General features: G+C 33.5%; 23 protein-coding genes. 8 read left to right on the forward strand and 15 right to left on the reverse strand.

What is annotated here, in order from left to right; translation table 11 throughout:
• Window positions 1-73: 73 nt before the first annotated feature.
• Both ACEN92_RS20795 and ACEN92_RS20800 read right to left on the reverse strand, forming a co-directional pair.
• Window positions 74-445: a PUR family DNA/RNA-binding protein gene (locus ACEN92_RS20795; protein WP_495640233.1), complete on the reverse strand. Its 372-nt coding sequence runs from the start codon at window positions 443-445 to the stop codon at window positions 74-76.
• A 67-nt stretch (window positions 446-512) separates the two neighbouring features.
• Window positions 513-2,291 carry an ABC transporter ATP-binding protein gene (locus ACEN92_RS20800; protein ID WP_495640234.1) on the reverse strand — a complete coding sequence of 593 codons (1,779 nt, stop codon included), beginning with the start codon at window positions 2,289-2,291 and terminating at the stop codon, window positions 513-515.
• Between the two features lie 205 nt (window positions 2,292-2,496).
• Here ACEN92_RS20800 and ACEN92_RS20805 point away from each other — a divergent pair, with 205 nt between their 5' ends.
• From ACEN92_RS20805 to yajC, 3 genes are all read left to right on the forward strand, one after another.
• Window positions 2,497-3,603, forward strand: a complete 1,107-nt coding sequence (locus ACEN92_RS20805; protein WP_495640235.1) for a Glu/Leu/Phe/Val family dehydrogenase — start codon at window positions 2,497-2,499, stop codon at window positions 3,601-3,603.
• Window positions 3,604-3,835: 232 nt separating this feature from the next.
• On the forward strand, window positions 3,836-4,747 hold the full coding sequence (nusB, locus tag ACEN92_RS20810; RefSeq protein WP_495640236.1) for a transcription antitermination factor NusB: 912 nt from the start codon (window positions 3,836-3,838) through the stop codon (window positions 4,745-4,747).
• Window positions 4,748-4,852: 105 nt separating this feature from the next.
• On the forward strand, window positions 4,853-5,128 hold the full coding sequence (yajC, locus tag ACEN92_RS20815) for a preprotein translocase subunit YajC (protein WP_495640237.1): 276 nt from the start codon (window positions 4,853-4,855) through the stop codon (window positions 5,126-5,128).
• 147 nt (window positions 5,129-5,275) lie between these two features.
• Here the strand turns inward: yajC and ACEN92_RS20820 are convergent, their stop codons facing one another.
• From ACEN92_RS20820 to ACEN92_RS20830, 3 genes are all read right to left on the reverse strand, one after another.
• Entirely contained in the window at window positions 5,276-5,857 is a 582-nt protein-coding gene (locus ACEN92_RS20820) for a YdeI/OmpD-associated family protein (RefSeq protein ID WP_495640238.1), read from the reverse strand.
• Window positions 5,857-7,134 (reverse strand): peptidase T, encoded by a 1,278-nt coding sequence (gene pepT, locus ACEN92_RS20825; protein ID WP_495640239.1) that lies wholly within the window; start codon window positions 7,132-7,134, stop codon window positions 5,857-5,859. Before pepT ends, ACEN92_RS20820 begins: the two co-directional genes overlap by 1 nt.
• Before the next feature lie 210 nt (window positions 7,135-7,344).
• The gene (locus tag ACEN92_RS20830; RefSeq protein WP_495640240.1) at window positions 7,345-8,496 is read right to left on the reverse strand and encodes a formylglycine-generating enzyme family protein; all 1,152 of its coding nucleotides are present in this window, start codon (window positions 8,494-8,496) and stop codon (window positions 7,345-7,347) included.
• 297 nt (window positions 8,497-8,793) lie between these two features.
• Here ACEN92_RS20830 and ACEN92_RS20835 point away from each other — a divergent pair, with 297 nt between their 5' ends.
• On the forward strand, window positions 8,794-9,828 hold the full coding sequence (locus ACEN92_RS20835; RefSeq protein WP_495640241.1) for a quinone-dependent dihydroorotate dehydrogenase: 1,035 nt from the start codon (window positions 8,794-8,796) through the stop codon (window positions 9,826-9,828).
• On the opposite strand, the gene ACEN92_RS20840 is transcribed toward ACEN92_RS20835, so the two are convergent.
• Together ACEN92_RS20840 and ACEN92_RS20845 are read right to left on the reverse strand one after the other, a co-directional pair.
• The gene (locus ACEN92_RS20840; protein WP_495640242.1) at window positions 9,814-10,530 is read right to left on the reverse strand and encodes a DUF3307 domain-containing protein; all 717 of its coding nucleotides are present in this window, start codon (window positions 10,528-10,530) and stop codon (window positions 9,814-9,816) included. The two genes, ACEN92_RS20835 and ACEN92_RS20840, sit on opposite strands and share 15 nt — an antisense overlap.
• Complete coding sequence (locus ACEN92_RS20845) at window positions 10,527-11,138, reverse strand: hypothetical protein (RefSeq protein ID WP_495640243.1); 612 nt, start codon at window positions 11,136-11,138, stop codon at window positions 10,527-10,529. The genes ACEN92_RS20840 and ACEN92_RS20845 overlap by 4 nt, the downstream gene beginning before the upstream one ends.
• A gap of 213 nt (window positions 11,139-11,351) precedes the next feature.
• Here ACEN92_RS20845 and ACEN92_RS20850 point away from each other — a divergent pair, with 213 nt between their 5' ends.
• The 4 genes from ACEN92_RS20850 to guaB all read left to right on the forward strand — a co-directional run bounded on the left by ACEN92_RS20850 (window position 11,352) and on the right by guaB (window position 15,993).
• Window positions 11,352-12,218, forward strand: coding sequence for a hydroxymethylglutaryl-CoA lyase (locus ACEN92_RS20850; protein WP_495640244.1), 867 nt, complete (start codon window positions 11,352-11,354; stop codon window positions 12,216-12,218).
• A 77-nt stretch (window positions 12,219-12,295) separates the two neighbouring features.
• The gene (locus tag ACEN92_RS20855; protein WP_495640245.1) at window positions 12,296-12,856 is read left to right on the forward strand and encodes a hypothetical protein; all 561 of its coding nucleotides are present in this window, start codon (window positions 12,296-12,298) and stop codon (window positions 12,854-12,856) included.
• Window positions 12,853-14,253 carry a DUF5723 family protein gene (locus ACEN92_RS20860; protein ID WP_495640246.1) on the forward strand — a complete coding sequence of 467 codons (1,401 nt, stop codon included), beginning with the start codon at window positions 12,853-12,855 and terminating at the stop codon, window positions 14,251-14,253. The genes ACEN92_RS20855 and ACEN92_RS20860 overlap by 4 nt, the downstream gene beginning before the upstream one ends.
• Window positions 14,254-14,520: 267 nt before the next feature.
• Window positions 14,521-15,993: an IMP dehydrogenase gene (gene guaB / locus ACEN92_RS20865; protein WP_495640247.1), complete on the forward strand. Its 1,473-nt coding sequence runs from the start codon at window positions 14,521-14,523 to the stop codon at window positions 15,991-15,993.
• 62 nt (window positions 15,994-16,055) lie between these two features.
• Here guaB and ACEN92_RS20870 read toward each other — a convergent pair whose 3' ends face one another.
• The 8 genes from ACEN92_RS20870 to ACEN92_RS20905 form a co-directional block, all read right to left on the reverse strand.
• Window positions 16,056-16,556 carry a hypothetical protein gene (locus ACEN92_RS20870; protein ID WP_495640248.1) on the reverse strand — a complete coding sequence of 167 codons (501 nt, stop codon included), beginning with the start codon at window positions 16,554-16,556 and terminating at the stop codon, window positions 16,056-16,058.
• Between the two features lie 182 nt (window positions 16,557-16,738).
• Complete coding sequence (locus ACEN92_RS20875; protein WP_495640249.1) at window positions 16,739-17,614, reverse strand: L,D-transpeptidase; 876 nt, start codon at window positions 17,612-17,614, stop codon at window positions 16,739-16,741.
• Window positions 17,615-17,713: 99 nt separating this feature from the next.
• Window positions 17,714-18,520 carry a hypothetical protein gene (locus ACEN92_RS20880; protein WP_495640250.1) on the reverse strand — a complete coding sequence of 269 codons (807 nt, stop codon included), beginning with the start codon at window positions 18,518-18,520 and terminating at the stop codon, window positions 17,714-17,716.
• Window positions 18,521-18,575: 55 nt separating this feature from the next.
• Entirely contained in the window at window positions 18,576-19,157 is a 582-nt protein-coding gene (locus ACEN92_RS20885; RefSeq protein WP_495640251.1) for an NUDIX domain-containing protein, read from the reverse strand.
• Between the two features lie 53 nt (window positions 19,158-19,210).
• Window positions 19,211-20,485 carry an adenylosuccinate synthase gene (locus ACEN92_RS20890; RefSeq protein WP_495640252.1) on the reverse strand — a complete coding sequence of 425 codons (1,275 nt, stop codon included), beginning with the start codon at window positions 20,483-20,485 and terminating at the stop codon, window positions 19,211-19,213.
• Between the two features lie 95 nt (window positions 20,486-20,580).
• Window positions 20,581-21,039, reverse strand: a complete 459-nt coding sequence (locus tag ACEN92_RS20895; RefSeq protein ID WP_035631246.1) for a Fur family transcriptional regulator — start codon at window positions 21,037-21,039, stop codon at window positions 20,581-20,583.
• Between the two features lie 181 nt (window positions 21,040-21,220).
• A complete protein-coding gene (locus ACEN92_RS20900) occupies window positions 21,221-21,763 on the reverse strand; it encodes a hypothetical protein (protein ID WP_495640253.1) in 543 nt (180 codons plus the stop codon).
• A 43-nt stretch (window positions 21,764-21,806) separates the two neighbouring features.
• A complete protein-coding gene (locus tag ACEN92_RS20905; RefSeq protein WP_495640254.1) occupies window positions 21,807-24,026 on the reverse strand; it encodes a RelA/SpoT family protein in 2,220 nt (739 codons plus the stop codon).
• Window positions 24,027-24,272: the final 246 nt, after the last annotated feature.

Consider the following 24,272-nt stretch of genomic DNA (forward strand, 5'->3'; position numbering starts at 1 on the left):
CAGGAGTTTAAATGTATAAAAAAAGTCCAAAATGCAGGACATGTTGGACTCGTACTTTAAAAGCTATTTTAAATTAAATATCATCAAAATCAATATCAGTAAAGCTGCTGGTTCTTTGTTCCTCAGGCTTATCAGAACCATATTCTTTTTTAAAATCTTTTTGATGTCTTTCAGAAATTACTTCTTCGCCTTTGTGGTTCAGGACATAGGAAGTCATTTCTTCTAATATTTCTGCAAAAGAACTAAAATCTTCTTTATATAAGTAAATTTTGTGTTTTTTAAAATGAAAAGATCCGTCCTCTTCGGTGAATTTTTTACTTTCGGTAATGGTAATATAATAATCGTCAGCTTTGGTTGCTCTCACATCGAAGAAATAAGTTCTTCTTCCTGCTCGTAATACTTTAGAAAAAATCTCTTCTTTTTCTAACATGTCGTTTTCTCTCATAATACGTTCTATCATTTTGGAATTAATAGTACTCAAAAATCATAAAAATTTATCGATTACACAACAATTAAAGTAATTCTTTTTCCGAAAGTTGTTTTAAATATAACGATGAATAATAGCCATCCTGATTTATTAATTGATTATGAGAGCCTTGTTGAATGATTTGGCCATCCTCTAAAATGATTATTTTATCTGCATTTTTTGCAGAAGAAACCCGATGACTGACAATTATTGTAGTTTTATCTTTACAGATTTTAAACAAATTGTTTAAAATTGCTTCCTCTGTCTCTGTATCTACAGCAGACAGACAATCATCAAAAAGTAAAATAGCCGGATTTTTAATAATCGCTCTCGCAATTGAGACACGCTGCTTTTGTCCACCCGAGAGCGTGATTCCGCGCTCTCCTAAAATAGTATCATATTGTTTGTTGAAAGTAACAATATTGTCATGGACAACTGCATTTTTAGCGGCTTCAATTACTTCTTCGTCAGTGGCATTCCGATTGCCAAATTTGATATTGTTTTTAATGGTATCCGAAAACAAAAAAGCATCCTGAGGAACAATTCCAATATTGTTTCTTAAGTCATTTAAGTTTAAAGTGCTTATTTCATTGTGATCAATTGTAATTTTTCCTTCGGTAACATCATACAAACGGGAAATTAGAGATAATATTGTCGACTTCCCGGAACCTGTTTTTCCTAAAATAGCTAAAGTTTCTCCTTTTTTTACTGTAAAAGTGACATTTTTTAAAGCCTCAATATTAGTGTCTTCATACGTATAACTCACATTTTCAAAAGAAATCGTCCCCTGGATATCTGATGAATTTTCATTGTTGTTTTTGATTTCCGGTTCAATTTTCAAAAATTCATTAAGACGTTTTTGAGAAGCTTCTGCCTCCTGAACCATCGAAGAAACCCATCCTAATGATGCAACAGGCCAGGTTAGCATATTTACGTATAAAATAAACTCGGCTATAGTTCCTATATTCGAAATCGTTCCGTTGATGTACATTACACCTCCAAAATAAATCACTACTAAATTACTTATTCCGATAAGGGCAATCATTAAAGGCCCGAACAGTGATTGAACTTTAGCCAGATCCAAACTTTTGCTTTTGCTTTCATCGGCAAGAGCCACCATATTATTTTGATGTTGATTTTCTAAGGAATAAGCTTTAATGACACGAATTCCTGAAAATATTTCCTGTGAAAAACTGGAAACTTTAGATAGATATTGCTGAAAAGTAGTACTTCGTTTATTGATTTCAGAACTCAGTTTAAAAATACAATACGAAAGAACCGGTAAAGGCAAAATAGTATATAATGTCAGCAATGGCGAAACATTATACATATACAGGATCACAATGGCGAAACGAATAAACGTATTAATTGTATACATTACGGCCGGACCAACATACATTCTGACTTTCGAAACGTCTTCGCTGATTCGGTTCATTAAATCCCCTGTTCTGTTTTGCTTGTAAAAGTTCTGGGAAAGGTTTTCATATTGTTTAAATACTTCATTTTTTAAATCAAATTCAATATGGCGTGACATTACTATCAATGTTTGGCGCATTAAAAAAGTTAAAAACCCTGCAACAATTGCACTTCCAATGATTAGCAGTACATTATGAATCAAATCATCCTTATAATAATTGATAATTATAGAAGAATGTTGATCAGCTTCTGATAATTTTAAAAAACGTTCGATAACGTTAAAAGAATGACTGACCAATTTTGGGGTGAACAGAAAAAATATTTGTGCGATTATGGTGATTAAAATTCCAAAGGAAAAACTGTATTTATATTTAATAAAATATTTATTTAAATAGCTTAATTCTTTCATTTTTATAATATATTCTATGTCAAATGTGACAAATTCTGTAAACTATTCTTAATATAATAATATAGAGTTAGTATATTTCGCAACGCTAAATGTTTGTTATATTATCATTATTAGGTTTTATAATTAGCACATGTGTATTTTTTGCGTATGTTTGACCTGTCTTTTTTGACGAATTCATAATTTTAACAAATAAATAGTAAGCGCTATGGATGCAACTTTCACAACCGGAAAGGAATTTCAAAAAATGGATCCTGTTTTTGGTCAGTTATCTTTTGACGATCACGAACAAATTGTATTTTGCAATGACAAAGATACAGGTTTAAAAGCAATTATTGGTATTCATAATTCAGTTATGGGACCGGCTTTAGGAGGCACCAGAATGTGGAATTATAATACTGAATGGGAAGCTTTAAATGATGTTTTGCGTCTTTCAAGAGGTATGACTTATAAAGCTGCAATTACAGGACTGAATATTGGTGGAGGGAAAGCAGTAATCATTGGTGATGCAAAAACACAAAAAACACCTGAATTGATGCGCAAGTTTGGTGAGTTTGTACATTCACTAAGCGGAAGATATATTACGGCTGAGGATGTTGGAATGGAGACTAAAGACATGGACATTGTTAGAGATGTAACGCCATATGTTACCGGAATCTCTGAAGAAAGAGGTGGTTCCGGAAATCCTTCGCCTGTAACTGCTTACGGTGTTTATTTAGGAATGAAAGCTGCTGCAAAAAGCCAGTTTGGTTCTGATGTTTTAGAGGGTAAAAAAGTTTTAGTTCAGGGAATTGGGCACGTGGGTGAAACTTTGGTTGAGTATTTGACTAAAGAAGGTGCACAGGTTACTATTACTGATATTAACGAAGAAAAATTATATCAGGTAGCTTCAAAATACAATGCTACAGTTTATACCGGAGAAGATTTATATACTGCTGATGTTGATATTTATGCGCCATGTGCCATGGGAGCAACTATCAATGATAATACAGTAAATAAAATTAAAGCTAAAGTTATTGCCGGTGCTGCAAACAATCAGTTAGCTGACGAAAATATTCACGGAGCAAGATTACAGGAAAGAGGTATTTTATATGCGCCGGATTTCCTAATTAATGCCGGTGGAATTATCAATGTTTATGCTGAATTAGAGCATTATGGCAAAGCTGAAATCATGAGCAAAACCGAAAATATCTATAACACTACTTTAGAAATTATCGATTACGCTGTGAAAAACGGAATTACTACGCATAAAGCTGCGCTTACAATTGCTCAAAACCGTATCGATTTGAGAAAAATTGAAAACGCTAAAAAATAATTTTTTTAATCTACAGTCTCAGTTTATAGTCTCAGTTTTCACTTTTGTGAAACTGGAATTGTAAACTGAGATTTTTTTTCTGCAAACCGTAACTGATCACTGGGACTGATTTTTTTGTTCAAAAATTAATTGGTTTAAATTTTAATATGAGGTCTTAAATTCTTATTTTTGCACCCTAATTTTTAAATGTTCTTACAAGGTGGTAAATAGAAGACACTTACGCGTTAAAGTCATGCAATCCATTTATGCAATGCATCAAAGTGGTTCTGATAGTCTGGAAAAAGAAGAGAAATTTCTTTTTTACAGTATTGACAATATTCAGGATTTATATCTTATAATGCTTTCTTCATTGATTGAAATTTGCAAAAAAGAATCTGTTTTTTTACATCTTTCAAGCAAAAAACATCTTGCGACTGCTGCAGAACGTAATCCGAATGAAAAATTTATTAAAAACAAAATTTTTCAACTGCTTGCCGAAAGTAATTCACTTAGCATCGCTTTAGAAAATCGTAAAATCAACAACTGGACATTGAATGATGACTATATTCTGTTGCTTTTAAATGATATTAAAGCTAGCGATTTGTATGCAAAATACATGACCAATTCGACTAATACTTTTGAAGAAGACAAACAATTTGTAATTGATTTGTTTACTGATGTTATTGTTCCGAATGATAAATTATACGAATATCTGGAAGATGATAAATTAACATGGGTTGATGATATTCCTGTTGTAAATACTCATATTATTAAACAATTGAAAGCAATCAAAACCGAAAATCCGGACGATTTCAGAGTGCCAAAATTGTACAAGGATGTTGAAGATAAGGATTTTGCAAAAGATTTATTCAGAAGAACCGTTTTAAACGAATCTATTTTTGCAAAAGAATATGATGATAAAACACCAAATTGGGACAGCGACCGTATTGCAGAAATTGATACAATTATTTTAAAAATGGCTATTTGCGAGTTTTTAAAATTCCCTTCAATTCCGGTAAAAGTAACGCTGAACGAATATTTAGAAATTGCTAAAGAGTATTCTACACCAAAAAGCAGTATTTTTATCAACGGAATTTTAGATAATCTTGTTAAAGAACTTACAGCCAATAAAAAGATGATAAAAGTGGGAAGAGGTTTGATGTAATTAAAAGAATTCCAAAATAATAATGTCACTCTGAGCGAAGTCGAAGAGTCAAATTCCAAAAAAAATATATTAATAATAAATCAAATAAAAAACAGAATTTAAATTATGGGACAATTAACTCAATTTGCGCCATTTCTATTAATGTTTGTAGTGATCTATTTCTTCATGATCAGACCACAACAAAAAAGAGCAAAAAACGAAAAAGAATTTGAAAGCACCCTTAAAGTAGGGGACAAAATAATTACTAAAAGTGGTTTTCACGGTAAAGTTGTTGAACTTGCAGAAACTTCTGTAATCATCGAAACGATGTCAGGGAAATTAAAGATAGAGCGTTCAGCAATTTCTATGGAAATGAGTGCTGCTTTGAACAAGAAAGCATAAGGCTTTTAAATTCCAATAAAATATAAATCCCAAATTCCAATTTAATTATTGGAGTTTGGGATTTTTTATGTCTGCAATCTTGTCATTCCGAGGAACGAGGAATGACAAAAACTTTATCAATGACTGTAATATTGGAATTTCTAAACTTTACCTGTATTTATCATTCAATCCAACATTTTCCAAAATCATCGGAATAATTTTCTCAATTCGGGATAATTTAGTTTTCTCCTGCTTTGCCGTTTCAATATATTCTAAGAACTCATATTGTTTATATGGAGAAAATTTCTGGAAAGCTTCCGCTAAAGCCGCATTCTGACTCATTTCTTTTTCCAGTAATTCAGAAATAACAGCTTCTTTCTTTGCCGGTTTTATGATCTTCCCTTGCTTTTCGTTTTCAATAGCTTCGAGAATATAGTCTAAAATTTCTTTTTCATTCACTTCTTCTTTTGAGGTAAATCGCCACTGGCGCAAAGATTTTGTTTTATCTTCCTGAGCATTAATGAGTTTCTTTTTGTTGTCTTTGAGAAAAACACCGTTAAAAAACCAAATTGCAAAATAGTCTTTAAAACCGCCAAGCCCAATAATATTTTTCTTTTCATAAACAAAAACAGGGCCGCCCCATTTTGTGGTTTCAATAAGTTCGGTTTTATCAATAATAGATTTGAGAAGGAGTAGTTCTTCTTCCCATTTATTACTGTGTTTCCAAATGCTATTTGAAGTTGGTTCCACTATTTTTTTGTTTTAGTTTTTTCAGTTACATCAAAAAATCCGGGAATAGCGGTCAATTCCGCAATTTTCACAATCACATCAGTTGCTTTTTGCATACTCTCGGCAGGAACATATTCGTATTTTCCGTGAAAGTTATGACCACCGGCAAAAATATTAGGGCAAGGCAATTCCATGTATGATAATTGCGAACCATCAGTTCCGCCGCGAATAGGTTTTATGATGGGTTTTATGTTCAATTCTCTCATTGCTTTTTCGGCAATATCAACAATGTGTTTTACAGGAAGTACTTTTTCTTTCATATTGTAATACTGATCTTTAACTTCGGTTATAACAATATCTTCCCCAAATTGCTTAGCGAATTTTTTATTGATTTTTTTGGCAATTTTTTCAATTAAACTTTTACGTCTTTCAAATTTAACCTTGTTATGATCCCTAATAATAAGTTCTAAAACAGTTTCTTCAATACTTCCGGTTAAATGGTGAACATGAAAAAAACCTTCATAACCTTTAGTTTCTTGTGGAGTTTCTCCTTTTGGAAGTTCGTTAATGAAATCATTTGCAATCAGCATCGAATTGATCATTTTTCCTTTGGCATAGCCGGGGTGAACACTTTTTCCTTTGAAAGTAATTTTAGCTCCTGCAGCATTAAAATTTTCATATTCTAATTCGCCAATCTGGCTTCCGTCCATTGTATAAGCCCATTGCGCACCAAATTTTTCCACATCAAAGTGATGAGCTCCACGACCAATTTCTTCATCAGGAGTAAAACCAATTCGGATTTTCCCATGTTTAATTTCAGGATGCTGAATTAAATATTCCATTGCTGAAACAATTTCTGTGATTCCGGCTTTATCATCAGCACCTAACAAAGTAGTTCCATCAGTTGTAATGATTGTTTGACCTTTATATTGCAATAAATCTTTGAAGTAATTTGGAGATAAAATGATGTTTTTCTCTACATTCAAAATAATATCTTTTCCGTCGTAATTTTCAATAATTTGAGGTTTTACATTGGCTCCGCTAAAATCCGGCGAAGTATCAAAATGAGATACAAAACCAATTACAGGTACCTCATGCTCAACATTACCGGGTAAGGTGGCCATGATATAAGCTTTGTCATCAATGGTAACATCTTCCAAACCAATAGTTTTTAACTCTTCGACTAATTTATTGGCCAGATTCCATTGTTTCTCTGTGCTTGGTGTTGTTTCCGAATTTGGGTCTGATTCTGTATCAATCGTTACATAACTGATAAAACGATCTATAATATGTTGCATTTGCTTGTTTTTTTAGCAAAGATAAACAATTATTCAAGGCTTTTAAAGCTTCAGAATTAGATAAAAAACTGCCACGAATTACACGAATTTTCACTAATTAAAGTGTATTCTAACAGAATTTAAAAATCCAATTTCACGAATTAAACTTCATGAAATCCAATTTTGTTTTTAAATTAATTCGTGCTAATTCGTGAAATTCGTGGCAAACTATTATTGAACACATCTAAAACCAATATGGTTTGCAGGGGACTGATAATCTCCTTTTCCTCTTGTGCCTACCATATAGCGTGTGCAATATTGGTCTGTACACAAAAATGATCCTCCACGCTGTACTTTTTTTGGTAAACCCGGTTCTGTAGGATCGTATGATGACTCAGGGCCTTTAGGATTTCTGGCTAGTTCACCATTTTGACTTAAAGTTGAATAATAATCTGCTGTATACCAATCATTTGTCCATTCCCAAACATTTCCTCCAACATCATATAATCCATATCTATTTGGTGTGAATTGGGCTGTTGGAGCTATGCCTATGTAGCCATCTTCACCCGTATCTCCTTTTTCCATAGGAAACTGACCCTGGTAAATATTGGCTTGAAATTTTCCTTTTGGCTTTAATGTATTCCCCCATGCATAAAGCTCTCCGGTTTTTCCTCCGCGAGCTGCAAATTCCCATTCGGCTTCAGTGGGCAATCTTTTCCCTGCCCATTTTGCGTAAGCTGCTGCATCTTCATATGAAACCTGAACTACAGGATATTTTTCTTTTCCTTTTATTGAGCTCATTGGTCCTTCGGGATGTCTCCAGTCTGCACCTCCAACATAGCTCCACCATTGCATGTAATTGTTTAAATCTACTTTTACAGGAGTAGGGGTAAAGACAGCTGATCCGGCAATGAGATTTTCTACAGGAACATTAGGATACTCTTCAATAGTTGGTTTTTTTTCTGCTAATGTTATATAACCTGTGGCTTTTACGAAAGCTTCAAATTGTTCATTCGTAACTTCAGTTTTGTCCATATAGTAACCATCAACATACACACGGTGAATTGGTGCTGCGTCTTTTGTAACTCCTTTTATACTGCACAAACTTTCATCTTCAACACTGCTTCCCATTGAAAATTCCCCACCAGGAATCCAAACCATTCCTTTTGGTGTTTTATTTGCCGGAGGTTTATTTTTATTTTCTATTGTTGGTTTGAATAAAGGCGGCTCTGAGGTGTTCGGAGTTGCTGCACAATCCATTCCTGCCATTTTATTTTCTTGTTCAATTTTATTTTTTGACACAATAAGTTTGGTATAACCGTAGCTAATTGAAATAATAGGAATTGTTAGTAGTGCAAATATCCAATATGTTTTATTTTTCATTGTAATCTTTAATTTGAATGTAGTTGTAGATTGTAAAGTTAAAAAATAATTTATAATATTCTATTTATTTTATAGAGTTAGTGAAATTATATCGCATTATTTATGTTGTTCAAAAATAATAGTTTAGCGTTTGTTTTTGGTGTCTGTGTGAATAAATTATGGATGGAGTTGAAGATTTGCTTTAATATATTATTTTAATTAAGGATGAATTTAATGATAAAATTTGTTTTTTGTAAAAAAGAGGCATTTTCAAGTATTATAATTAAATTTGCAACCGAAAAACAACAACAATCCCCTATGTATAAATTGATAATTCGTCCGATACTTTTTTGTTTTGATCCAGAAGAAGTACATTATTTTACTTTTTCATTCGTTAAATTCATTTCAAAAATACCGGGAGTTTCGTCAATAATTAAATCAATTTACGAGGTAAAAGATACTCGCTTAGAACGAGAGGTTTTCGGAATCAAATTTAAAAACCCGGTAGGACTTGCTGCAGGATTTGACAAAGATGCCAAATTATACAAAGAGCTTTCTGATTTCGGATTTGGTTTTATAGAAATAGGAACCGTTACGCCTGTTGGACAGGAAGGAAATCCTAAAAAACGTTTGTTTAGATTAAAAGAAGATCAGGCGATTATTAACCGAATGGGATTTAATAATGGCGGAGTCCTGGAAGCTGTAGAACGTTTAAAAAAGAATTCAGGGGTTCTAATTGGAGGAAATATCGGAAAAAATAAAGTGACTCCAAACGAAAATGCTGTAGATGACTACATTATTTGTTTTGATGCTCTGTTTGATCATGTTGACTATTTTGTGGTGAATGTAAGTTCTCCAAATACACCAAATTTAAGAGCATTACAGGATAAAGAACCTTTAACGGCTCTGCTTCAGACATTACAGGACAGAAATGTGAAAAAGCAAAAAACAAGTACCGGGAAAATAAAACCAATTCTTTTAAAAATTGCTCCGGACTTAACAGATGAGCAATTATTGGATATTATTGATATTGTAAAAACTACTCAGATTGCGGGTGTAATTGCAACAAATACTACGATTTCAAGAGATGGATTACAATCTCAAAATCAATCTGAAATGGGAGGTCTTTCAGGAAAACCATTGACGAAGCGTTCTACTGAAGTTATTCGTTTCCTTTCTGAAAAAAGCAATAAAGCATTTCCTATTATTGGAGTAGGAGGAATACACTCAGCTGATGATGCTATTGAAAAACTTAATGCAGGAGCAAGTTTGGTACAGCTATACACTGGTTTTATTTATGAAGGACCGGCTTTGATAAAAGCTATAAACAAAAAGGTTTTAAAGCAGTTGTGACAATAAAACCTGCACGATAAGTCCCGTAAAAATGGCAATTCCAAAACTTATTAAAGTACCTATTAAGACATATTCGGTAAGTTTTCTGTCTTTGGCTTCTTTTAAATCCCCAAATCTAAAAATAGATTTGGCGGCTAACAGAAATCCGATTGCTTCAAAATGCCCTGTCAGAATAAAACCGAAAACAAATAATCGTTCCAAGATACCAATGTAATTCCCCGCGCTCGCAAGTGAATTACCAGTATGGCTGTCAGCATCTTCAGGACTCCAAATCGAAATAATAGTTTTAATGAAAATTGAAACTGGTTTTGTTATAAATAAAATTCCGGTTATTAATATCCAAAACTGATTTCCAAACCAAAACAACTCTATTGTTTTATTTTCATATAGAAATACAATCCCGATTAAAATTAAGATATGTGCCATTTGATCTGCAATAAACCAAGTGCGTTTTGTTGTGTTTTTTTGAAAATTTAATTTGATTAAGTCAATAATCCCATGGGTTATGGCAATTAAAATTGCATAAGGGATAAACTGAATTTCTCCAGCCAAAAGTGCGGCTAAAACCCCATGCAAAAGAATGTGAAAGTATAAATAAATGCTTTTATGTTTTTTAACTTCCTTATCGGTTACCCACGAGTTTGGCTGCCATATAAAATCGCCCAGTAAATGTGCTAAAAGTAGTTTTATAAATAAAATCATGACATAAGTAATTTTATTTGTGATCTGAAATAACGTTCTAAATTCATAACCAAATCAAATTGGGCGCGTTTTTGTCTTCGGCTTACTGCTGCCTGATTGATACCTAGTTTCTGTCCTAATTCTTCTTGCGATAAAGTTGGATTTTCTATTGCAATAGCTACAAATTCAGCAGATTGTACAAGCCAATTATCCATAAAGGTCAAAGCTAACTGAAGCATCAGGTTCATCCTTTCATCTATTAATCCATTGCCCGTTCGCATGGCTAAAGTTACTTTTTGTTTTTTTAAAGTTTCAAAAAGTTCTCCGGAATTTATAAAAGCGGAACCATAACTTTCGGATATTTTTTCACCATTATATGTTTTATCTCCAAAACCAATACTCATTCGGGCATCTAGTTTTAGGGCTCTCAACTGTGCTTTTATTAAGATAGCAGACAATAAAGCTTCTTCTGGATTTTTTATTTCGATTTGAAATTCATCACCTCTGTAAACTTCCCATTGGCCTGGGGTTTCTCCAAACTGAGACAGGATTTTTTTTAAACCTTCTACCCAATCTTTAGATTTTTGCCGTCTTGAGTCAATTATGTCACCTGTAATCACACTAGTCATAGATTCAAATATAATTAAAAATAAATAAACTTACTATTACAAATATACGTAATATTTTTAATTATTACCTTTTTATGTAATATTTTATGTTATTACCTTATTTGGTAATTTTTATAAATATTACAATATTGTGTAATAATTTAATTTAAAGAAAATTATAACTTTTATTTCTTTAAAAAAGAAACTAACTTAGCCTTTACAAAAGAATCAGCTTTGGATAAAGAAATCAAAATTATCGAATGTCCCCGGGATGCCATGCAAGGTATCAAAACTTTTATTCCAACAAAAAATAAAGTTGCATATATACAGGCTTTGCTTAGAGTAGGCTTTGATACTATTGATTTTGGAAGTTTTGTATCGCCAAAAGCTATTCCGCAAATGCAGGACACTGCTGAGGTATTGGCACAGCTGGATCTTTCTCAGACTACAAGTAAATTATTGGCAATTATTGCTAATACGCAGGGTGCAGCTTTAGCTTCAGAGCATGAAGCCATTCAATATTTAGGATTTCCTTTTTCTATATCTGAGAATTTCCAAATGCGGAATACGCACAAAACCATTGCAGAATCTTTAATCACTCTCGAAGAAATTCTTGAAATCGCAGATAAAAAAAATAAAGAGGTAGTAACCTATCTCTCAATGGGTTTTGGAAATCCGTATGGGGATCCCTGGAATGTTGAAATCGTAAGCCAATGGACAGAAAAGCTGGCCGGAATGGGTGTGAAGATCTTATCACTTTCTGATACAGTAGGAAGTTCTACGCCGGAAGTTATTACCTATCTTTTTTCCAATTTAATTCCTAAATACCCTCAAATCGAATTTGGTGCGCATCTGCATACGACACCCGACAGCTGGTTCGAAAAAATAGATGCTGCCCATAAAGCAGGCTGTGCCCGTTTTGATGGTGCCATTCAGGGTTTTGGAGGATGTCCCATGGCAACTGATAAGCTAACGGGTAATATGCCTACAGAAAAACTGATCTCGTATTTTACAGCCAATAAAAAGTACACAGGATTAAATACATTAAGTTTTGAAAGTGCTTATAATGAGGCTTCTAAATTATTTAGGAAATTTCTTTAAAAGGTTGTAACTTTACTAGGAGGAGCAATAAGTTGTTATTAAGGCGCGTTGTTTTAGTAAGTTGTAAATTTTTAATTATGAAACTGTCAAGCCTAAATAAAATTCCAGGATTTTTGCTTTTAGCATTTCTGAGCTTCTCATGTTCAAGCAATTTGGATTTTGATCAGGTTGATGATCTCAAATTAGAACCTGTTTTTGTAGCTAACCTGACTTACTTTGATGTTCCGGCAAATGCTTTTGTTGATAACGGAAATGAGCAAAGTGTTGTTTTTGATGCTCAGGATTTTAATCCCTTTAAAAATTCTATACTGAGAGATGATCTGGTAAAAACCGAATTTGATTTTGAGATAACCAATACCATTGCACGAGCATACAGAATTGATTTAAATCTTATAAATAAGAATAATCAAACTATTGAAACACTGACTTTTAATGTTCCGGCCTATTCAGGAACTGCCAACATCCATAATTTTTCTGAGGTTTTTGAAAATCAAAGATTAGCCTTGCTTAAAACTACTGCTAAAATAAGTTTCGCAATAACAATGGCTCCAGGCCCCCCATTGACAGAAACCAGTCCGGGAAGCTTAAAACTTCGTTCGGGTGCGACATTGTATTTGGAAATAGAAGATTTGAAATGAAAGCAGTATATCTAATCATATTAGTACTTACACACGTTGTTTGTTTTTCGCAAAACAAGCAAATCCTGTATAATTTCACGTCGATTCCACAATCATTACTGGTAAATCCGGGTGCCGATGTTTCATTTAAATATTATTTTGGAGTTCCTGCGTTATCAGGTATTTCAGCAAATGTAAGCTCAAGTAGTTTTTCAGCCTACGATTTGTTTGCTGATAACGGAGTTGATTTTAATGATAAAGTTCGAAATATCATTAATAAATCGTCCAATAAAGATAAGGTTTATGCAAACCAGCAGCTCGAATTATTTTCAGGAGGATTCAGGGCTGGAGGTGAAGACAGTACCTCTTATTTTTCATTTGGAGTTTATCAGGAATTCGATTTTTTAATGTATGTTCCAAAAGATCCTGCTATTTTGGCTTTAGACGGGAATCGTGATTATATAGGCAAATCATTCAATTTGGGCGATATAAATCTGCGTGCCGAAGTGCTTTCCGTATTACATGTCGGATTTCATAAAAAACTGAATGAAAAATTTGTTTTTGGCGGGCGGTTCAAGTTGTATTCAAGCGGTGCAAACGTTGCTTCGACTAAAAATTCAGGATTTATTTATACCGCAAACGGTACAGCAGACTCTAATATTTATAATCAGGTTATTTCTTCCGATTTAGAACTTAGAACCTCTGGAATTGCCGATTTTACAAGGGATGAATATGATGGAAGCATTCCTGAGGATATTATTCATAACACCTTTTTTAACGGAAGCCTCGGTTTGGGTGTTGACGCCGGATTTACATACTATTACCGAAAAAACATTCAATTTACGGCAAGTATCATTGATCTTGGTTTTATCAGACAATCAAAAGATATAGAAACATATACTTACAAAGGGCGTTATGAATATAAAGGCGTAAATCCAAATTTCGGCTCTGCAAATGAACCTGAAAATGTCCTTGATGATTTCGCAAAAGCAATTCCTCGTGATACACTCTATAATAAGTATACAACGTGGAGGCCCACAAAATTAAATACTTCTATTCAGTATTCATTTGGAGAATCGAGATTTGATGATGGAGAATGCAGTTGCAAAACGCCAAACAAACGTCTGTATGTAAATGCAATTGGAGCCCAATTATTTGCTATGACAATGCCTAAAAGTCCATTTGTGGCTTTTACGGCTTTTTACCAACGTCGTATTTTCAGAAAATTAGAGATCAAAACTACTTATACAGTCGATTCCTTTTCCTATAAAAATATAGGCTTGGGGCTTTCTGGAACCCTCGGAAAATTTAATATGTACGCTCTTGCCGATAATGTTTTAGAATATACAGATGTTTCCAAAGCTAATAGCCTTGGGTTTCAATTTGGTATAAATTTTATTTTTGAGGATTCAGAATAATAATTTTTTTCAGGAGCTATTCCGGCTGCCCATTACAAGTGCTCGGGCAAAACCACTTTTTTCTAAAGGTTAAAAAGAGCTTCCGCCGGTCGCTTTTTAAACCTAAGAAAAAAATGTAGTTTTACTTTTCGCAGCTTTCCATTTCCATCCGGGCTACAGCATAAGTTAACGATTTTGTTATTGGTACAAAAAAAATCTAAATAGGTTAGTACGCAAGTTTCTAATTTATTCACTATATTTGCACGCAATTCAACTAGAAATTGCAACATGATAGCACACAACTCCAAGATTATCGGCGAAGGTTTAACTTACGATGATGTATTATTAGTACCTAACTACTCGAATGTGCTTCCTCGCGAAGTGAGTATCAAATCAAAATTCTCAAGAAATATAACACTAAACGTTCCAATCGTATCTGCTGCTATGGATACAGTTACCGAAAGTGCAATGGCAATTGCTATGGCACAAGAAGGAGGAATAGGTGTTTTACATAAAAATATGACGATCGAGCAGCAAGCTGCGAAAGTTAGAAAAGTAAAACGAGCAGAAGCCGGAATGATTATCGACCCGGTAACATTACCAATGAATTCTACAATTGCAGATGCTAAAAATGCAATGAAAGAATTCGGAATCGGCGGAATTCCAATCGTTGACGAAAACAAAATCTTAAAAGGAATCGTTACAAACCGTGATCTGCGTTTCGAGAAAAATGGTGCAAGATCAATTGTTGAGGTAATGACAAGTACAAACTTAGTTACTGTTGCAGAAGGTACTTCATTAGAGCAGGCAGAAGTAGTTTTACAAGGTCACAAAATCGAAAAATTACCCGTTGTAAATGATAAATATGAATTAGTTGGTTTAATTACTTTCAGGGATATTACCAAACTGACTCAAAAACCAATAGCAAACAAAGATGCTTTCGGACGTTTAAGAGTTGCTGCTGCAATTGGAGTTACCGGTGATGCTGTTGAAAGGGCTGCCGCATTAGTCGCTGCAGGTGTAGATGCTATTATTATCGATACTGCTCACGGTCATACAGAAGGTGTAGTGAATACATTAAAAGAAGTAAAATCAAAATTCCCAAATATTGATGTAATTGTTGGAAACATTGCAACTCCGGAAGCTGCTAAATATTTAGTGGCAAACGGTGCTGATGGAGTAAAAGTTGGAATCGGTCCTGGTTCTATCTGTACAACCCGTATTGTTGCAGGTGTTGGTTTTCCTCAGTTTTCTGCCGTTCTGGAAGTAGCTGCAGCTATAAAAGGGACGGGAGTTCCGGTTATCGCAGATGGAGGAATTCGTTATACAGGAGATATTCCTAAAGCAATCGCAGCAGGTGCTGACTGTGTAATGTTAGGATCGTTATTAGCAGGAACAAAAGAATCACCAGGAGAAACCATCATCTTTGAAGGAAGAAAATTCAAATCATATCGCGGAATGGGTTCTGTTGAAGCTATGGAAGGCGGATCTAAAGATCGTTACTTCCAAGATGTTGAAGACGATGTGAAAAAATTAGTTCCGGAAGGAATCGTAGGCCGTGTTCCTTACAAAGGAGAATTAAACGAAAGTATGCTTCAGTTTATTGGAGGCCTTCGTGCCGGAATGGGATACTGTGGATCAAAAGATATTCCGACTTTACAAGAGTCAGGACGCTTTGTTCGCATCACTTCAAGTGGAATTACAGAAAGCCACCCGCATAATGTTACAATCACTAAAGAAGCTCCAAATTATTCCAGATAACTATTCTTGGTTTTCAATATAAAATAAAAGGCGTAAGATTTAATTCTTACGCCTTCTTTGTTTTAATTTATAATGGAAAAACCATTATTTAATTCATCAATAATATTTTGATTCTGTTCAATTGCTTCAGCCTGAGCACCATACTGCATTTGTACAGAGCCGCCTTTTCCATTGTATATAAAACCTTGATATTTATATAAAAAATCCTTGTAATCTAACTCGCATTCGAAATAATTCACAGTCAGATCATTAATTTTCTTTTTATAAATTTTAAGATTTTTAATTTTACCAAACTCTTTATATTCATCCTCAATGGTTGATTTTAGCTTTTTATCGGATATAAAATAATCATATTCAATAAAATAGGCATTTACTAAATTGTATTTATCATTAAATTGAGCATCCCAGTCAGTTGATTCAGTAAGAATCCAGGTTTCAGGAGCATAATTAATTTGATAAATTCCTTTTCGGCTTGTGTAAGTTTCTGCTTTTGAGTTTTTATTGGTTTGCCCTATTATACAAAAACCTGATAAAAGAAACAACAAAATTAATTTTTTTGACATTTATTTATAATTTTTTTCTCTGTTTTATTCCTTAATTGGTCAGAGCTATTTAAAAACGAAAATAATAAATTAAAACTGACTAACTTTCAATCCGATTAAATTTCTTTAAAAAATTAGTTATTCTGTTTTATTTCTCTGTAAGTTTCAATCGTTAGAGCGGTTTAATTTAAAGAAAAATATTTTTAAGGAGTTGCTGTCTGTTCGGCTTCCCTGAGTTTTTGATTGTCTAAAATCTGCTGTAAAAATGGTTTGACCTGGTTCTCAATTTCTGTCTCAGAAATATCCAAAGCTTTAGGATCGTTTACTAATTCAAACCAGGGTTTGGGACCATCAAAATTATAACTTCCAAAAACAACGACCGGAGTTCCTTTTACTTTTACATTCTCGCTGTCTTTTAAAATCCATTCATCTGCCCATTTATAAAGGTATTTGGCATCTTTTTCTAATAACCGCAAACACGAATGTGATGCAGGATAACCGGGTAATTCATATTGATGAAAACCGACTCCTAATTTATTTTCAATATTGAAATTCCATTTTAAGTCCCATTCGTCATTAAAAGTACTGGTCGTTTTTTCAGCTTTCCAGTTGGTAAAGAATAACCCGGTTGGAGTAGGGTCTTTTTTTCTTCCCATGCTTGTTGGGCCTGTATAAACAAGTTCACCATTTTCGTAGGCTGCAAAAGTTTGTGTCGGATAAGAGAAAATCAGAATTTTTGAAACATCTTCTAAAGAAGAAACATGCAGAGGAAAAGGAAGATAATAAACCAGATCACCACTAAAATCACTTGGAACTATAATTGAGTCCTTTTTTGCAAGATTTGCTTTATCAGTTCTGTTTAGGGCATAAGCAATATTTACTTTAGAGCTGTCAGCTCCGTTTGTTTTAAGCCATTCTTTTGTATTCTCAAAGCGATAAGTAACAGAAGATTTTGGTTTATTGTATTCAATTGTTTTTTTTTCTTTAGCAGTTGTTCTTGTTTTGGTTTCCTTTTTGCAAGAAAATAGAACCAGCATAACTAAAACCAACATACCAGAAGTGTAATATAACTTTCTCATAATACTATTTTATATAAGCAAAGTTCTCTTTTTATTACTAAAAGGAATTACACAATTTTCTGAATTGTTTGTTTGATTTGCATTTGTGAATTAATTTGTTTAGACCTTAAATATTTCTTTAAATATTTCTTTTATAGTTTTTTGAATTTCAAACAAATCACATACAGTATGAAGTCCAATAGACTCTTTGAGATGGCTGTTGGAAGGCGGTGTGTCAACACAGGCACGAATCAATTGAATTTGATTTGCAAGATCTGGCTGATGTTTCATGCCGTAAACAGAATGAAGAGAAATCCTTTCTGTTCCGTCATTATACAGCTGTCCTTTGGCAGGCAGATTTTTAAGTTCATTAAATGATGGAATCTTCTCAAAAACCCCATCATAAAATTCTAATATCGGGCTTTCATTTACTCCTGAAATTTCATGAATGTAAGCTCCGTAAAAATTATTTTCAAGCTGAATTGAAATAACGTCCATTTTTCTGTAAAAAGTGATACTTTCAACAAAAGCCGGTTTGCGTTTCAAGGGTAAAGGAGCCGAGGTAAGGAGTTTTTTGATCTCCTCTGTTTTTCGGAAAAAATCATCGCTTAAAACAATATTTTTGTTTAGTTCATCAATTGCTGTTACTGCTTTAGATGTAATGTCGCTATCTGTAAATCCATATTTATGTAAAAGAATACCTAGTGCTAGAACTGTCTTTTGTTTGTAAATATCCGAAACCTCTTCATCGCTTTTTAAAACACAATTCCATCTATTTAAAAGTTTGGGAAGAATGTATAAAAGTTGTTTATTAGTGTCTTGTTTTTCAAAGCACATTGCATTAAAAGTGAGTGAGGCTAAATCGTCATCGATAGATTTTACTAAATGCTTTGCAGCAAGTTTATCTAAAACTTGTTGATGTGTCATATTTTATAATTCAAATTTGCATCAAATTTAATGTTTATTTTGTGAATAACTTATCTTACAAAACACCTTTTATCTTAGCATGCTGCAACAACATAATAGTTTTCGCATCTGTAATTTCACCTGTTTCAATCATGGTATAAGCTTCATCAAAAGTATATTCAAGAACTTCAATGTTTTCCTGTTCGTGATCAAGCCCGCCTCCTTCACTTACTTTCATGGTTTCATCATATTCACCAATAAAAAGATACAGGATTTCGGTTACAGCTCCCGGAGACATATAACTTTCTATTACTTTTTGTACTTTATTTAATCGATATCCGGTTTCTTCTTCGGTTTCGCGGATAATACATTCTTCGGCATTGTCCTGATCCAGAAGTCCTGCACAAACTTCGATCATCATTCCGGATTTATTTCCGTTAAGGAAAGTGGGCAAACGAAATTGTCGTGTTAGAATAACTGTTTTTTTACTTGAATTATATAATAAAATAGCAGCACCATTTCCGCGATCATAAATTTCACGAATATGAGTTTGTGGTGCTTCGTTTTCTTTTTGATAACTGTATGTTACCTTATTCAAAATATACCAATTGTCTGATAATAGTTTGGTTTCTTTTATTTCAATTTTTGGATCTACCATAATTAAAAATGTTTTGTATAAAAAAACGCCCTGATTATCAGAGCGTTTAGTAATTATTGTTTCATTATCGTTTGTTTTCTGTCTGGTCCAACCGATACAATTTTGATTGGCACTTCAACTTCTTTTTCGATGAATTCAATATATTCTTTTAGCTCGATTGGTAGCTGATCATAAGTGGTCATTCCGGTTAAGTCAGCTTGCCATCCTTTAAATTCTTTATAAATTGGAGTTACATTTTCCGGTTCGATGTTATAAGGAAAGTGAGAAATGTTTTGTCCTTTGTAGTTATATTCAGTACAAACTTTTAGCGTTTCGAATCCGGAAAGGACATCACCTTTCATCATCATCAATTGTGTTACTCCGTTTACCTGAACAGCATATTTTAAAGCCACTAAATCTAACCATCCACAACGCCTTTGTCTTCCTGTAACAGATCCAAATTCGTTTCCGACTCTTGCCATTGTAGCACCAACTTCGTCAAAAAGTTCAGTTGGAAAAGGCCCGCTTCCAACACGTGTAACGTATGCTTTAAAAATTCCGTAAACTTCTTTGATTTTATTAGGAGCAATTCCTAAACCGGTACAAGCTCCGGCAGCAGTAGTGTTTGATGAAGTTACGAAAGGATAAGTTCCAAAATCAACATCTAGCAACGAGCCCTGAGCTCCTTCACATAGAATAGATTTACCTGCTTTTTGAGCCTGGTACATATATTCTTCACTGTCAATAAAATCTAATTTTTTTAATTCTTCAATAGCTTCAAAAAATTCTTTTTCAAGTTCTTCTAAATTATATTGAATAGCAACATCATAAAAAGCAATCATTGCTTCATGTTTATCCGCTAATGCTCTGTATCTTTCTTTAAAATCTTCTAATTCAACATCTCCGACACGCAAACCGTTTCTTCCGGTTTTGTCCATATAAGTTGGACCGATTCCTTTAAGAGTAGATCCAATTTTTGCTTTTCCTTTTGATGCTTCAGAGGCTGCATCTAATAAACGATGCGTTGGTAAAATTAAATGTGCTTTTCTTGAAATAATTAGTTTCGTTTTGATATCTATTTTAAATTTCTCTAAACCTTCAATCTCTTTTTGAAAAACTACCGGATCTATTACAACACCATTTCCGATGATGTTTATTGATTTTTTATGAAAAATTCCTGAAGGAATGGTTCTAAGTACATGTTTGATTCCGTCAAATTCTAATGTATGTCCTGCATTTGGTCCTCCCTGAAAACGTGCAATAATATCATAATTTGAGGTAAGAACGTCAACAATTTTTCCTTTACCTTCATCTCCCCATTGTAATCCTAGTAATAAATCTACGGTCATTCTGTTTTAATTTGCGTTGAGACAATTTAAGTTGCCCTACTGATTAATGTAGTTAATTTTCTTTTTTTATTTTTTTTGAATAATTCCTTTCCGGACTATTGTTTTTGTTTTCTGTTTCCGTAGAAATACAATGAGTGATTTGTAATCTCAATGTCAAAGATCTCTTCGATTGTTTTTTTGATGGTTTGAATTCTTGGATCACAAAATTCAATTACTTCTCCGGAATCTGTCATGATAATGTGATCGTGCTGTTTATCAAAATATGATTTCTCGTAGTAAGCCTGATTTTGCCCAAATTGATGTTTTCTAACCAAAGCGCAGTCCAACAATAATTCAATCGTGTTGTATAAAGTTGCTCTACTCACACGATAGTTTTTGTTTTTCATTTTGATATAAAGGTTTTCTATGTCAAAATGCTCTTCGCTATCGTAAATTTCCTGAAGTATAGCATAACGCTCAGGAGTTTTGCGATGCCCTTTTTGCTCAAGATACATTGTAAAAACATTTTTTACAATTTCTTGATTCCTAGTGTTGTCAGTTGAAATTAGTGTCATAATCTGGCAAAGATAATTTTTTATTTTAATGAATAAAAGTTTAAGGTTCAAAGTTTAACTTTCAAATCTGGATTAAGTCAGTCTTAATGCGCTTGTTGCAGGCTTTTGGATGGCTATTTTTTCCTGATCAAAGTAAACATATTAACATATTTGTTTCTATTTATGATAAAACTAACAATTGTTATTCAACTTTTGTCATAAACATATACCAGTTCCATTCCCAGGTTTTTCCTTTGTCATCACTCATGGCCTGGCTCCAGACAGGATTTTTTTCATCTCTGGCGTCCCATCGAAACGCCTGAATTACATCTTTATTTTCATATATATCTTGTGAGAAAAAGTGCCCAACTTTATTTTCAAAAGAGCCTACTACAGGTTTATCTAAAACGCCTGTATTTGAATCAGACCAATAAATACTCCATAATTTTGTTAGAGGATTAAACAAACGAACTGTCATTCCTTCAAAAGGTTCTCCGTCAAAAGTAGCGAGGAAATTATCGATATTACCAATTCCGTTCAAAATGATATACATTTCCTGCGTCGATGAAAATTCAATCCATTCCGTACAATTGGAAAGCCTTGTTTTTAATTTTTTATTTATAATATTGGACTTGCCTTTAAAAAAATCAAAATCATTTTTTGAAGAAGAATCAGAAGCTGTAATGATAAGCTCTCCTTTTTCGTCAAAATTTAATTCCGGAATTTTTACGTTATCATTTTTCATAACTGCAACAGCTTTTATCTTTAATTGATTTGTTTATTGAGGTTTAAGTCCTGTATACTCTTGTTACTTTATCGACTCCGTCAATTTTTTTAATCGCGTTGATCATTTTTTTCAAAATGGTATTGTTTTTTACGATTACAGCAATCTGGCCATGGAAAATTCCTGCATCAGTACTCAAAGAAATACTCTGGATATTCACACTCATATTATTCGAAATAACTTTGGTAAGTTGATTGGTTAGTCCCAAAACATCCATCCCGGTAATGTTGATAATCGCTTTAAATTCTTCCTGAGACGAATCGATCCATTTTGCACTCATGATACGGTAGGCATAATTCGATTGCATTCCAATTGCGTTCGGACAATCTTTTTTATGCACTTTTATTCCTTCATTGATGGTGACAAACCCAAACACATCATCTCCCGGAATCGGGTTGCAGCACTGCGAAAGCTTGTAATCGAGTTTGTCATGTTCAGTCCCAAAAACCAACATGTCATAATTACTGCTGATAACTTGTTTATGAATATCCTCGTCGGCAGTATCTTTACTTCTTTTAATTTTATTTTTAAAGAAATTAATAATAGAATTGCTTTTTTGAGCAGCATAATCTTTTAATTGCTGATTTTCGATTGCACCGATTCCCACTCTGTAAAATAAATCTAAACTGGTTTTAAGCCTGAAAAAATTAACCAATTCATTGATGACCTGTTCACTGATGGTAATCTTTAAATGTTTTAGTTTTCGGGTAAGTAGTTCTTTTCCTTCTTCGGCAATTTTTTTAGTATTCTCGTTTAGAACATTTTTAATTTTATTTTTCGCTCTGGAAGTAGTTACGTACTCTAACCAGTTTATCGTTGGTTTTTGATTGGCAGAGGTAATAACTTCAACCTGATCACCGCTTTTAAGTTCATGATTTAATGGCACCAAACGCCCGTTTACACGTGTTCCTCTGGTTTTAATTCCGATTTCTGAGTGTATGCTAAATGCAAAATCCAATGAAGTAGCACCTTTTGGCAACGATTTTATTTCTCCTTTCGGTGTAAAGACAAAGATTTCCTGTGAATATAAATTCATTTTAAAATCTTCGACAAAATCAACCGCATTAGTTTCAGGATTTTCCAGAGCTTCGCGTAGTAAATTCAGCCAGACATCCAAACCACTTTCCTCGGTTGCGCCATTTTTGTATTTGTAATGTGCAGCATACCCTTTTTCGGCAATTTCATCCATACGTTCGCTTCGTACCTGTACTTCAACCCAGCGGCCTTTTGGTCCCATAACCGTAATGTGCAAAGCTTCGTAACCTGTAGATTTAGGAGACGAAATCCAGTCACGTAAACGACTCGGGCTTGGTCTGTAATGATCGGTTACTATTGAATAAATTTTCCAGGCAATAAATTTTTCCTCATGAGAGTCGCATTTATAAACTATTCGAAGGGCAAACTTATCATACACTTCATCAAAACTTACATTTTGAGAACGCATTTTTCTACGAATTGAATAAATAGATTTAGGTCGTCCTTTTATGATGTAATCAATATTTTCTGCATCAAGTGATTTTTTCAAAACGTCTGAAATATCTTTGATGTATGCATCCTGTTCTTCTTTGGTTTCCCTTATTTTGCTTACAATATCTTCGTAAACTGCCGGTTCTGTATATTTTAGACCTAAGTCTTCCAGTTTGGTTTTTATGTTGTAAAGACCCAAACGATGGGCGAGAGGAGCATAAATATATAAAGTTTCTGAGGCGATTTTTGTCTGTTTGTATTCTACCATTGAATCCATCGTCTGCATATTATGAAGACGATCTGCCAATTTGATTAAAATTACACGTACATCATCGTTCAGGGTCAGGATCATTTTACGGAAATTCTCTGCCTGCATGGAGGCATTCAAATCTTTTTGAACTAATGAAATCTTAGTTAAGCCTTCAACTAATTGAGCTACTTTTGGATTAAATAACCGCTCAATATCTTCAACAGTAATAGGAGTATCTTCAACAACATCATGCAATAATGCCGCAGCAATAGAAGTGGCTCCCAAACCAATTTCGGAAGCTACAATTTTTGCAACTGCAATAGGATGAAAGATATACGCTTCGCCGGATTTCCGTCTTTGTTCTTTATGGGCATCCACAGCCACATCAAAAGCTTTCCGAATTAACTTTTTATCCGCAGGTGTTAATGTTTGGTAACTGATTCTAAGTAATTCTTTATATTCCTGGGCAATTGCTTTGTTTTCTTTTTCTATATCTATTTCTATCATAACGGCATGGTTCAATTCTTAAAAATAAGGATTTGTTTGAATATACACAAGGGAATGGAGTGTTGATTTTAGATTTTGGATTTTAGATTTTTTAGCTTGTCAAATTGAGTAGAATCGAGATTGTTTTGTATCTCAAAAGGACTTCGACTCCGCTCAGTCTGACAATATAAAAGTTGTCTTTTTGTTAGAAAAAAAAGTAAAAAACATTTAAAAATGAAGAAAGTAAAGCCGCGGACTTTTAATTTT

Source organism: Flavobacterium sp. Flavsp81, assembly GCF_059491325.1.